This is a genomic window from Sorangium sp. So ce117, assembly GCF_051524395.1.
In the GTDB taxonomy this organism is placed as follows: domain Bacteria; phylum Myxococcota_A; class Polyangia; order Polyangiales; family Polyangiaceae; genus Sorangium; species Sorangium cellulosum_B.
The window spans coordinates 11014582-11026841 of sequence record NZ_CP150309.1; the positions used below are offsets into that span (position 1 = coordinate 11014582).

A 12260-nucleotide genomic window follows, 5' to 3' on the forward strand; every position below is an offset into this window, starting at 1 on the left:
GCGATCCGGTTCAATCCACGCGAACCACGGCGACCTGCGCGATCTTGCCGGGGGGCTCGACGTCGACCGTCACGAAATGGCGCCCGATGCCGTCGAGCCGCTCGGGGATCGCGCCGCCGCCGCCCGAGATGTACGCGGGGATCCCCGCGTTCTCGAACGCATAGAACGAGTGGATGTGGCCGTAGAACGTGAGATCCACGCGCCCGCCCGCGAGCATCGTGAGGAGCTTGTTCGCCTCGGCGCGGCTCGCGAAGGCGCCGTTGCGGGAGCCCACCGGGTCGAGGGGCGCCAGGTGCATCGTGACCACGTGCAGGAGATCCTGCCCCTCGGCGAGCCAGCCGTCGAGCCACCCGTAGGCGAGCGGATCGAGCGTCGCGCTCGCCGAGTCGAGCATCGTGAACTGCACACTCCGGAACGCGAAGCGGTAATTCCCGCGGCCAAACCACTCGTGGTAGAGGTCGTCCCGCGTGCCGAGCTCGTGGTTGCCGAGCGTCGCATAGCAGGGAAAACGGAGCGTCTTCATCTCGCGCTGGAATCGCTCGAGCTGCTCGGGCGAGCCCCGCGACGTGAGATCGCCGCTGATGAGCGCGAAGCGGACGCCCTCCGCCTCGTTCATCCTCGCGTAGATGTCCTGAACGCGGTCGATGTCCTCCTGGACGTCGGCGAAGACCGCGAACCGCCACGGCTCGCGCCGCGCCTCGTCCGGCGGGCGCAGCGAGAGGGTCGCCTCGGCGCCGGGCGGCAGGGAGAGGCGGAAGGTGCGCTGGGTCGGAAACGGCGCCTCGACGAGCTCCACGGGCACGCTCTTGCCCCCGACGCGCGCCGAGAGCTCGGCGTCGGCGAGCATGTTCTCGATCGTGATCTTCCACGGCCCGCCCGCCTCGTCGGTGAGGCGGATCGAGAGCGCGGGCGCGCTCGCCCAGAGCGCGAGCTCGCCTGGGTCGAGGCGGCGGATCGCCGCGAGCCCCTCGTCCACGGTGACGCGCGCCTTTCCCCGTGAGGCCTTTCCCACCTCCAGGTCGCGGCGCGCGCGGCCCTCGGCCACGTCCAGGCAGGAGAGGGCGAGCGGCGCGGTGAGGGCGACGAGCGCGAGGAGAGCGTCTCTCAGGATCATGGCGAGTCTCCAGGGCGGAAGAGCAGCGCGAGGCGCCCGACGTACGCGGAGCCCGCCTTCACGTCGGCGAGCAGGCCCCAGCGGGGCGAGGCATGGAGCCGGCCCTCCAGGCCGAAATGGCCCGGGACGCCGCTGCCGAGGCCGGGGAGCTTCGCGCCGCCGACAACCCCGTCGTGCCGGTGGTCGTAAACCACCTTGGCCTCGCCGCGCGGATACCCCGCGTGCCCGAGGTACGCGCCGAAGGCGAAGGAGGGAATCAAGAGCTCGTTCCCCTCGAGCGGGCGGCGGCCGTGGCGGTAGCCCTCGACCGCGATCCCCCAGCCCATCTCCGCGAACGAGCCCCGCAGCGTGCGCCCGAGGTGGGCGAGATCGAGCCGGCCCTCGAGGCTGACCTCGCCGGTGGTGATCGAGAAGTCGTCGGAGGTGTAGCGGTGATGGGTGAGCGCGCCCTCGATCTCGAGGAACGAGCCGTCCGCCGCGCGCGGGCCATCCGGCGTGCCGGGGCCGATGAAGCGATGCGCGGCCTCGACGCGGAGGCGCGCATTGTCGTCGTTCAAGGCAAACCAGCCGGAGCCCGAGAGGCGGAGGGAGCTCAGGCGCAGATCCATGCCTGGCACGAGGAACGTGCGGTACGCGAACGTGGGGTCATGGACGTAGGCGAATCCGAGCTGCGTCTCGACCCAGGGCAACGACGAAGGAGGGCTGCCGGTGCCGCCCTCCGGGGCGAGCACGCCATAGAGGTCCGCAAGAAGGGAGATCCCGAACAGGCCCACACCCGTCACGGTGGTGAGCACGATCGGCGCGATGACGCGCCGCGAGGCCCCTGAGGCCGCCGCGCCCGCGAGCCCGCCCACGGCGAGGCCGGCGCCCGCGCCCTCGAGCGCCAGGAGGGTCCAGCCCGTGCCCGGCTCACCCAGGATCAGGTGCCCGGTGCCGTGTGCGATGACCCCGGGGAACACCGCGCCGGCCGCGGCGACGGCGCGGCGCCCGATGGAGACATCCTTGGTGGGTGGCGCCGCGGTCGCCGGCGCTCCGCCTGTCGCGGAGACGGCCGGTGGGATTGGCGCGCCATCACCCGCCTCGACTTGGGCCGGCGCGACCACGAGGAGGAGCGCCAGGGTGAGGACGTGGCCTGTTGTGCGCGGGGGCCTCAGCATCGAGCTCTGCGTGGCGGGCGCCTAACGTGGCACGGCCGTGCCGGCTTTGCACGCGTCGAGAGCATCCGACCGCGCCGCCCTCGACCATCGGTCCTGAAGAGCGGGGGGCTGTAGCCGGCGCCGCAGGTCGGATAGTGTTGTCCGGCAACCAAGGAGAAGCCGCGAAGATGATCCGATCCTCACGCGCCGCGACGGCGGCCATGACAAGCCTGTTCCTGCTCCCGCTCGGAGCGTGCGTCACGGTGTCGGGGGCTCGGCCTCCCGCAGCGGCCACCGCCCCATCACCCAGCCCGGAGCCCGCGGCCCCTGCGACGAGCCCTGCTCCGGCCGCCACCGCGCCGGCGACAGCCGCCACCGCGCCGGCGACAGCCGCCACCGCGCCGGCGAGCGCCGCGCCCGGCCCGGCGGCCCCCGCGGCGGTGGATCTCGATGCGCTCTACAGCGAGGCGATCTTCAAGTCCGCCGTCGTCACGCCCTCTGCCGCGCGCAAGCTCGTGCCGCTCAAGCCCGACGCCAACGGCACCTACACCGTGACCACCTGGGCCGGCTGCCGGGGCGACGGCGGACCGAACAAGTGCGGCGCCTACGTGGCGCAGCAGCCCGTGAACGTGAAGTGGGACGTGTGGGTCACGAGCAACGGCGAGCTGCAGAACAAGTGCAAGACGTGGACAGGCGATGTGGTGCTCCAGATCCACCAGGTCCTCGGCATGTCAGCCCCGCAGCCGCCGCTCCCCGCGGACACGATGGAGCGGCAGTTCGTCACGTTCTCCGGGGTGCCGGCCGCGAGCATCTTCCGCCCGTGCACGGACGCCCGCGTCGACACCGATTCCTGCGACGGGACGAAGCTGCCTGCAAAGCAGGCTGCACCGGCGCCGGCCGACTACTACAGGTGGTTCACGAACCATGCGATGTCGTCGTGGCAAGTGCCGGAGAAGGGTCAGGCGCCCACGGGCTTCCCCTGGACCAGGCTGGGCTACTCGTACAACTGGGCTCCGGGCGCGGACATCTACGGGGTGTCCGAGTACGTCGTCTCCGGCGGCGCGAAGGCGGTGAAGCTCACCGTCGCCGCCGTCCAGACGGCCAAAGATTACTGCAAGCCTTGAGCAGCGGGCTATGACTGAAGCCCGGGGGCGTCCTCGCCCTTCTTGTCGGGCACGAGATAGATGCCCGGCAGGCTTATCAGGGTCATGGCGAACTTGGTCGCGAGGTTGATGGCGAAGATCTGCCGGATCACCTCGAACGGCAGCACGAAGGCGAAGGCACCGAAGCAAAACAGCAGGTTGTCGACCGGGACGCTGACCGCGTTGCTCGCGAGGACCGCGAGCCACTGGCGCCTGGGGCCCGACTTTCTCAGATAGGCCTCGCGGACCCGATGGAAGACTTCGGTGTCCAGCAGCTCGCTCACGACCTCCGCGACGATGCTCGCGAACACGATTCGCCACACCGGGCTCAGGATCGCCGAGAACTGCTCGCCGAGCCCCCAGGACGGGTCAGACGGCACCTGCGCGGCCCAGAGGAGATAGAGGGCCATCAGGAGATTGACCCCGCCGGCGCAAAGGATCAGCGTCTGGGCGCCGCGCTTGCCGATGGTCTTGTGGACCATGTCCCGCAAGGTGAAGGTAAGGGGATAGATGAAGGTCCCCATATCCACGGCCAGCGAGAAGACGACGCCGATCTTGAGGCTTGCGATCTGACTGATGAGCTGCGCCGCGATATAGAGCGAGATGACGACGATGGCCGCCGGTCTGACGGCGTTCGTCAGATCCTGGCTCGTGCTCCTGGACAACGATTCGGACATGAGAATCGCCTCGTTTTTCAAGGCAGGCGCGGGGATCGCCGCAGCTGTGAGCCCGGGTGCCCCGGGCAGCGAGACATCCTGGTCAACAACCAAGACAAAGGGGTGCGGGGATTCGCCGACCCTGCCGGAAGGATAGAACCGCCAAGCCGCCACAAGACGCCAGGATTTTCGTGTTTTTCTTGGCATCCTCGGGGCGCTGGGCGGCACCTCGCCGAGAATCCGCTGCGCTCTGCGCTCGACCTCGACGTCGGACGGTCGCCGGCCCTCTCCCCTACCCCAGCAGCGACGCCGCCACCCTCGGCGCCTCCCGCGCGGAGCACCCCATCCAGCCCGAGAGCCGCTCGGCCGGCTCGCCGCTCGCGAGCGCCCGGAGCACCCGCTCCGCCACGTCCGCGCGAAGCGCCCGCGTCCCGAACACCGGGTAGCCGATCGCCGCGTACGCCTTCGGATCCACGCCCGGCGCGACCGCCATCGACACCGCGCCGGGCGCCGGGCACGCGGGCACCCGGCCGCGGTCGAACCAGGCGGCGCACAGCGCGAGGCGGCGCTCCAGCGCGCCGCGCCGGAGCAGCGGCTGCACGTAGAGCACGCGCTCGCCCACCTCGATGCCGCGCGCCGCGAGCAGCGCCCGTCCCTCCGGCGCGAGCTCGGCGACCTGCTCCTCCGCGTCGCGCGCCGCCGCCGTCCCGAGCCCCTGCTCCAGCTGGTAGACGATCCCCCGCGCCGCGGCCGGGAGCGCGCGCACCTCGGGCGAGCGCAGCGGCGCGAGCAGCGCCTCGACGAGATCGCGCGCGAACGCCACGAGCCGCCGGAGCACGCGCGATCGCGCCCCCGCGCCGAGGTCCTCGAGCGCGGCGAGCCGCACGTCGGGCAGGAGCAGCGTCGGGCCGCGCGCGAGCTGCCCGAGCAGCCGCTCGCCGTCGAAGATCCGCCCGCCCACGTCGACCGAGAACCGCTCGTGCGGCGCCCCGACGAGCTCCTCGACCCAGCGCGCCCGGTCGTCCTCGGGCGCGAGCGCCGCGGGCCCCGGCGCGAGCCGGGCCCGGAGCGCCGCGATCCGCGCGAACGGGTGCCCCTCCGGCACCGCCGGCGGCTCGGCCTCCGCGCGCCGCTGCGTCGAGGGCGCGCCCGGCGACGACCGCGCGCCCGACGCCGCCCGCGCGCCCGACGCCGCCCGCGCGCCCGACGCCGCCCGCAAGCGGCGCGCCGCCCCGCCGCCCCGCTCGACGAAGCGCTGCACGAGCCGCTCGTGGAGCGCGTCGCTCAGGCGATCCTCGATCGCCCGCGTGCGCTCCTGCCACGCCGCCGCGTCGCGGACCCAGCGCGCGTGGTTCGAGATGTACGTCCACGTCCTGATCGACGCGATCCGCGTGATCAGCGTGTCGATGTCGCCGCCCACCTCGTCGATCTCGGCCACCCGGGCGGCCATCCAGCCGGCGTCGAGCGCCGCGCTCGGGCCCGAGAGCTGCCCGTAGATCTCGGCGAGGAGCGCGACGTGCGACTCGAACAGGAGCTTGCGAAAGTCGGGGATGCGGCAGACCTCCCAGAGGAGCCTCACCGCCTCTTCACCCCGCGCGCGCGCTCGCACCTCCGGGTCCTCGGCGAGCCTCGCGAGCGCGGCCGTGTCCTCCGCGTCGTCGACGAGCCTCAGCGAGCGGGCGCGCGGGCGCGCCCGGAGCGACGCGAGGAGCGCGTCGATCGAGCTCATGTCGAGCTCGCTGCTCCGCCAGAGCAGCCGCCGCACGGGGGGGAAGCGGTGCGCCTCGATCGCGAAGGCCACGCCGTCGGGGAGCGAGAGCGGCGCGACGGTGCCGAAGGTCCCGTCCGCGAGGTGCCTGCCCGCGCGGCCGGCGATCTGCGCGAGCTCGGCGGGGTCGAGGTCGCGCACGGCGCGCCCGTCGAACTTGCGGAGCGCCGCGAACGCGACGTGGCGCACGTCGAGGTTGAGCCCCATGCCGATGGCGTCGGTGGCGACGAGGTAGTCGACCTCGCCCGACTGGAAGAGGGCGACCTGCGCGTTGCGGGTGCGCGGCGAGAGCGCGCCGAGCACCACGGCCGCGCCGCCCCGCTGCGCGCGCAGCCGCTCGGCGATCTCGTAGACCTGCGGGGTCGAGAACGCGACGACGGCGCTGCGCGGCGGCAGGCGCGAGAGCTTGCCGGCCCCGGCGCTCGCGAGCCGCGAGAGGCGCGGGTGCTGGACGATGCTTGCGGTCGGCACGAGCTCGGCCACGAGCGGCCGCATCGTGTCGGCGCCGAGGAACCAGGTCTCGCGCCGGCCGCGCGAGAGGAGCAGGCGCTCGGTGAACACGTGGCCGCGCTGGTCGTGCGCGGCGAGCTGGATCTCGTCGATGGCCAGGAAGTCGACCTCCAGATCGACCGGCATCGCCTCGACGGTGCACACCCAGTAGTCCGGCCGCCTCGGGACGCGCTTCTCCTCGCCGGTCACGAGCGCGACGCGGGCCTCGCCGACCTGGGTGCTCACCCGGTCGTAGACCTCGCGCGCGAGCAGGCGCAGCGGCAGGCCGATCATGCCCGAGTCGTGCGAGAGCATGCGCTCGATGGCGCGGTGGGTCTTGCCGGTGTTGGTCGGGCCCAGGACGGCGGTGATGGGGGAAGCGTCGACCATGGCGCACGCAGCTTAGTACCGGACGCCGCAGTTACGCCCCCGCGCGACGCGCCGAGGGCGTGCGCCCGGTGCGTTCCCTCACGGGTGACCCGCGCTACGAGCCGGCGCACCGCGACGGAAGCGCAGGTACCATCGGCGAACGACGGATCTGTCCTAGCGCGCCGTCGGGTCCGCGAGCCAGGCAGCGAGCGCCTCGGGCGGGAGCGCCAGCTTGGCATCGTCGAGGCGATCGGCGCCGAGGCGCTCGAACCGTTCAGCCAACACGGAGTGCTCCATCTCGGTCAGCGGTCGGCCCAGCTTCTTCTCGAACTGCCTCGCCAGCACCCGGAGCTGCCCCTCCTTGCGCCCCTCCTGGAGGCCCTCCTTGCGCCCCTCCTGGAGGCCCTCCTTGCGCCCCTCCTGGAGGCCCTCCTTGCGCGCCTCGTCGCGTAGCGACTGCTTGAGCTGCTCGAACCATTGCTGAACTTCCGTCACGATCTCCTCCTCTTCCGCGTCTTCTGCGGTGCGCGCCGAGGGCTCTGTCGGGGTCTCGAAGCGCAATCGTATCAGCCAGGGCAGGGCGATGCCCCTCTCCCAGGCGTCGTCGGGCAGAGCGACGAGCTCGCGGATGGCATCCCGGAGCACGGTGCGCGCGCCGAGCAGGCGCAGCAGCAGGGTGTCTCGGGTGCGCGGCAGCTCGGCGATGACAACGAGGTCGATCCGCCATCCCGGCGCGGCCCGGTACAGGCCGGGGCGCCCGGGCACCGGGTCGAAGCCGAACGCATCGAGCACGGTGGCGGGCCGGCCGCTGCTGAGGACGCACAGCCGCGGGAAGGGCACGGCGCCGCCGGCGCGGCGCTCGAGCTCGTGGTGCCAGTGGAGCTGCTTGCGGACGCAGCCGCGCAGCTCGGCCGGACCGGGGGTGTCGTGGAAGGGCTCGAACTGGCAGGGCTCTGCCGCGAGTTCGCCGAGCAGGCCGAGCTCTGCGCGCAACGCGGCGCGGGCGGGATCGGGCACGTACCAGATGTCCATGGTCTGGGATGTTGCGATGACCTCGACCTGAGTGTCGGCGCCGCCGACGAGACCGAGGGTCTCGCGCAGGACGCTTTTGCCGAAGGCGTCGAATCTGCTGCGCATCGGTGCGGTGACGAGAATGGGATTCATCGGACGCGCCAGCAAGCCAATTTTCGCATGAGGCATGCTGTTTTTTGCAAATGAGGGAGAGCGGCGTCGCGTATGGGGAGGAGAAGAATTGGGGCTATTACATGCGCCGCATCGATGTCGTTCAGAAATCGTGTCTTCAGCTCTGTACCGCTACCGCGTTGGGGGGGGGCGCGAATCGATGGACAGGAGAGTGGCAGTTCATCGCGCGGAGGTTCGGGGTGTGCGCGCACGTACAGCCGGAGAGCGCGAAGGACGCGGCGGTCGAAGACGTGGGCCTTGACGCTGAGGTTCGAGCTCGCGCACGCAGCGCGCTGGCCCATGTCACGGACGAGCACGGCAGCTCGCCTTTGCCTCTGGGCTGCATCGACGTCGGCGATCGGCGGGCCCCGAACGCCTGAATAGCCGGAAAATTTCACCAACATTGCATGCACGGGAGCAAAGCTCTGAGCCACCTGGGCGGGAGCAGCTTCTCCCTCGTCAGCGACATCGCCCCTGGCCTCGATGCCGCGGAGCGCCCGGAGGGCCTGGGAGCAGCCTGCCGATGCGGGGGAGGAGAAGATGCGACAGCAGCCCGCTCGCGCTCGGCCTTCGTCGCGTCGCCGCGCCCGTGGCATGATGAGGCGAGATGCCGGCCGCTGTAAGGAGCGCGACATGGGACCCGGCCTCTGCTAGACCGCGGAGGCCCGAACGGAACGACGCTGGGACGCGGAAGGCTCGATCGCATGCTGTCGCTTGAAGCGGGGAGCGTCGTCGGTGGGAAGTATCGCCTGGAGCGGCCGCTGGCGGGCGGCGCCATGGGCTTCCTCTGGGTGGCCCGGCACCTCCAGCTGGACGTCGAGGTCGCGCTCAAGTTCATGATGCCGCAGCACGCCGACTCCCCCGTCGCGCGCGCGCGGTTCGAGCGGGAGGCGAAGGCCTCGGCCCAGCTCCGGACCCCCAACGTGGTCCACGTCTACGACTACGGCCTCGAGGGCGACACGCCCTACCTCGCGATGGAGCTGCTCGAGGGAGAGGACCTCGCGGCGTACCTCGCGCGCCACGGGCGCCTCGAGCCGGAGGAGCTGGTCGGCATCGTGAGCCAGGTGTCCAAGGCGCTCCGCCGCGCGCACGAGGTGGGGCTCATCCACCGCGACCTCAAGCCGGCGAACATCTTCCTCGCGCGGCAGGGCGAGGAGGTCGTCAAGATCCTCGACTTCGGGGTCGCCAAGACGATCGGCACCGGGCTGGCCGCCGACGCGACGAAGACCGGCACGCTCATCGGCTCGCCGCACTACATGAGCCCCGAGCAGGTGCGCCGGAGCAAGACGATCGACTTCCGCAGCGATCTCTGGTCGCTCGGCGTGATCATCTTCCAGTGCCTCACGGGCCAGCTGCCCTTTCCCGGCGAAGAGCTCGGCGACGTGCTCGTGGAGATCTGCACGGGCGACATCCCGGTCGCCTCGCAGCTCGCGCCTGCGCTGTGGCCCGAGCTGGATCGTTTCCTGGAACGCGCGCTCAAGCGCGAGCCCGCGGAGCGGTTCCAGAGCGCGAGCGAGCTCGCCCGCGCGTTCGCCGCGGCGGTGCAGCGCACGGCGGTGCCGGACTCGCGCGACTCGCTGGACTCGACCGAGGCGCAGGCTCTCGGCGTTGCGCCGGCTCACGGCGTCGCACAGGCTCTCGGCAGCGCGCCGGCGCATGGCGTCGCGCAGGCTCTCGGCAGCGCGCCAGCTCACGGCGTCGCGCCAGCTCACGGCATCGCGCAGGCTCTCGGCATCGCGCCGGCTCACGGCGTCGCGCACGCTCACGGCGTCGCGCCGGCCGGGGGTGGCACCGTGGCCCTGGACGACGCGGTGACCGCCGGCGGCACGCTGGCGGCCGGCGGGACGGTCGTCGAGGACCGCACGCGGGTCCCGGGTGGCGTCGTAGGCGCGGGCGACACGCTGGCCGCGGGCGGCACGCTGACCGCCAGCGGCACGCTGGAGGCCGTGGGAGGCGCGCTGTCCCCGCCCGTGGATCGTCGCGCCCCGTCGCGGGCGGTGCTCGCCGTGGCTGCCAGCGTGCTCGTGGTCGGCCTGGGGATCGCCGCCGTCGTCCTGCTACGCTCGCCTGCTCCCGAGGTCACCGCTTCCCCTGCGGCGACGTCTCCGCCGGACGCTCCGGCATCCGCTGCACCGCCGACACGGGTGGAAGAGGCGCCTGCCCCGCCTCCCCCGGACACGAGCGCCGTCCCCGCCACGCCGGCTTCGTCGGCCCCGACCAGCGCGGCCTCCGCCTCGGCGCCCCCCCCATCGGCCGCCCCCCCACCTGGCGCCGCGAAGGCCACGCCAAGGCCTGCGCGCCCGCAGGCGCCTCCCCCGGCCAGGCGGCCCTCTCAGGGGGCGCCCTCCAGCAAGGGCGCTTCCGAGAAGGATCCGACCTTCGGCTTCTAGTATCCCGTCTCTGAAGAGCGCGAACCAAAACCGTCGATGAACTTGACCGTCTCGTCGAGCGGCGCCCGGCCCGTACGGGTGTAACCGACCGTGGGGTCCTCGTAGCCGATCGACATGCCGCAGAAGAGGATGAGCCCGTCCGGGGGTGACAGGACCTGCGCGACGGTCTTGCGAACCTGCGACCACGCCATCTGCGGGCAACTGTGCAGCGCTTCGGCGCGCAGCAGCAGCATGACGGTCTGCAGATACATCCCGGTGTCGGCCCACTGGGCCGGGCCCAGGTCACGGTCGATGTAGCAGAACAGGGCGGCGGGCGCGCCGAAACAGTCCCAGTTGGCGATCGCGGCCCTCTGCCGCGCCTCCCAGTCCTCGCGAGCAATGCCGAGCGAGGCATAGCGCTCCCTGCCGAAGGCGGATCGGCGCTCTCTGTACGGGGACTTCAGTCCCGGCGGGTACATTTCGTACTCCCGCTCGTCCCAGGGGTCGCCTGCAGCCACGCGCGCAACGGCGAGCCTCTTGAGCTCAGCCAGCGGCGCGCCGGTCACCACGTAGATGTTCCACGGCTGGAGGTTCGATCCGGATGGCGACCAAGCCGCTGCGGATAACACGCGCTCCAGCACCTCTCTCGAGACGGGCTGGTCGGTGAATCCGCGCACCGCCCGTCGGCTCCTGACTGCCTCATAGACGTCCATGACCGCCTGCCTCTCCAGATCTTCTCATTGAAATCACAATCCTATTCGACGACTTCGCCAGGGTCGAATCGCCGCGTGGCGGAGCGAGACCGACTCGGGCGGACCACGCTCATCGCCTCCACGGACGTCGCCGCTCATGTCGTCAGGCGCCTCGCGCCCGCGCGCGAGGACGAGGACTTCGGGAACGGCGACCTCCTCTACGCCGCGGACGCCGTCGACCAGGCCTGGGCGCCGCTCGCCCGGTGGCTCCTCCGCCACGGAAGCCCCGCGGGGAGCGCGCCGGATCCTCCGAACCGGCGCGCTCCGGGCTGCACGACGAGCGAGTTACCCCGGGCTCGACACGCGGCCCTCCGTTCGCCACCTCCGGGCCGTTCGGTCCGAGCACGGCCGACGTGCTGCGCGCGCCCTATCCTATGCGGACGAGGCGGAGGCGGTGCTCGATAACCCGCGCCCGCGCCCCGGTACGGCACCCGCGCCGGCACCCGAAGCCCCGGCCGCGCCGCAGGAGCCGGCGAGCCCCGACATGTAGAAGCCCCAGCGCCCGGACGACATGGCCGGCGCGTGCTCGACCAGGCACCCCGGCATATCGGACATGGGCTCGCGCCTGGGCGGCGGGTAGTGCGGCACTTTGAGATCCGGTGCGGTCATTTGACTCCGGACCTCGCGTGAGCGGCTAAGTTCGGCCGCAAGTAAGTGCAGCCCGCGACGGCGCCAACCGTCCGGGCTGCGTGGCCGAACCCCGTTCTCCGAGGTCCGACGATGCAGTTGTACTTGATCCCACCCGACGGTGGGCAAGGCGAAGGTGCGCCTGCGCGCCGCCGCCGCGTTTCCGCCTGCCTCTCCCTGACCCCAACCCAGCGCAAGCGCTTCCGGGCAGCCTTGCGCAGCCTTCGATCGGCCTACGGCTCGTGGCCCTGCTTGGCCGAGGCGATGGACATGTCCGTCATCGCGGTCGAGAGCATCGCGAACGGGCGGGCCAACGGCTCGTCAGCGACCGCCCTGCTGTTACCAAGCCAGCTCATTGATGGCCATGAAGTCCGTCTGGATGGTGGCCATCATCGCGCAGCAGCACGCCCACCACGGACGCGATGGTGCGGGCGTACTCGGGCGCGTCAAGGGTGCGCTCCCTGCCGGTCGCCGCTGCGCGCCCTTGACCCGCCCTGCGTGCGCCGGCTGGCTGGCGCCCCGGGTGATGGGCATACGGATGCCGCCGGCGGGGGTCCCAGGCTCCGGATGGCCATCTGTTGATGATCGCGGCAATCCGCAGGGATTCGGTGAAGTTCACCGGTGAAATCCGCGCCCGGTGCCGGTGAAACCCGCAT

Annotated in this window: 8 protein-coding genes; 2 read left to right on the forward strand and 6 right to left on the reverse strand. The window is 71.9% G+C overall.

What is annotated here, in order from left to right; all coding sequences use genetic code 11:
• Positions 1–10: 10 nt before the first annotated feature.
• Together WMF46_RS41335 and WMF46_RS41340 are read right to left on the reverse strand one after the other, a co-directional pair.
• Positions 11–1114, reverse strand: coding sequence for a metallophosphoesterase family protein (locus WMF46_RS41335; protein ID WP_437982253.1), 1104 nt, complete (start codon positions 1112–1114; stop codon positions 11–13).
• Positions 1111–2271 (reverse strand): hypothetical protein, encoded by a 1161-nt coding sequence (locus WMF46_RS41340; RefSeq protein ID WP_437982254.1) that lies wholly within the window; start codon positions 2269–2271, stop codon positions 1111–1113. The genes WMF46_RS41335 and WMF46_RS41340 overlap by 4 nt, the downstream gene beginning before the upstream one ends.
• Before the next feature lie 167 nt (positions 2272–2438).
• On the opposite strand from WMF46_RS41340, the gene WMF46_RS41345 reads away from it, so the two are divergent.
• Positions 2439–3374, forward strand: coding sequence for a hypothetical protein (locus WMF46_RS41345; RefSeq protein ID WP_437982255.1), 936 nt, complete (start codon positions 2439–2441; stop codon positions 3372–3374).
• A gap of 8 nt (positions 3375–3382) precedes the next feature.
• On the opposite strand, the gene WMF46_RS41350 is transcribed toward WMF46_RS41345, so the two are convergent.
• The 3 genes from WMF46_RS41350 to WMF46_RS41360 all read right to left on the reverse strand — a co-directional run bounded on the left by WMF46_RS41350 (position 3383) and on the right by WMF46_RS41360 (position 7838).
• Complete coding sequence (locus WMF46_RS41350) at positions 3383–4222, reverse strand: queuosine precursor transporter (RefSeq protein WP_437982256.1); 840 nt, start codon at positions 4220–4222, stop codon at positions 3383–3385.
• Positions 4223–4340: 118 nt separating this feature from the next.
• Entirely contained in the window at positions 4341–6695 is a 2355-nt protein-coding gene (locus WMF46_RS41355; RefSeq protein ID WP_437982257.1) for a helicase-related protein, read from the reverse strand.
• Positions 6696–6848: 153 nt separating this feature from the next.
• Complete coding sequence (locus WMF46_RS41360; RefSeq protein WP_437982258.1) at positions 6849–7838, reverse strand: hypothetical protein; 990 nt, start codon at positions 7836–7838, stop codon at positions 6849–6851.
• A 722-nt stretch (positions 7839–8560) separates the two neighbouring features.
• Here WMF46_RS41360 and WMF46_RS41365 point away from each other — a divergent pair.
• On the forward strand, positions 8561–10246 hold the full coding sequence (locus tag WMF46_RS41365; protein ID WP_437982259.1) for a protein kinase domain-containing protein: 1686 nt from the start codon (positions 8561–8563) through the stop codon (positions 10244–10246).
• On the opposite strand, the gene WMF46_RS41370 is transcribed toward WMF46_RS41365, so the two are convergent.
• Positions 10243–10938 carry a nitroreductase family protein gene (locus WMF46_RS41370; protein WP_437982260.1) on the reverse strand — a complete coding sequence of 232 codons (696 nt, stop codon included), beginning with the start codon at positions 10936–10938 and terminating at the stop codon, positions 10243–10245. The two genes, WMF46_RS41365 and WMF46_RS41370, sit on opposite strands and share 4 nt — an antisense overlap.
• Positions 10939–12260 lie beyond the last annotated feature (1322 nt).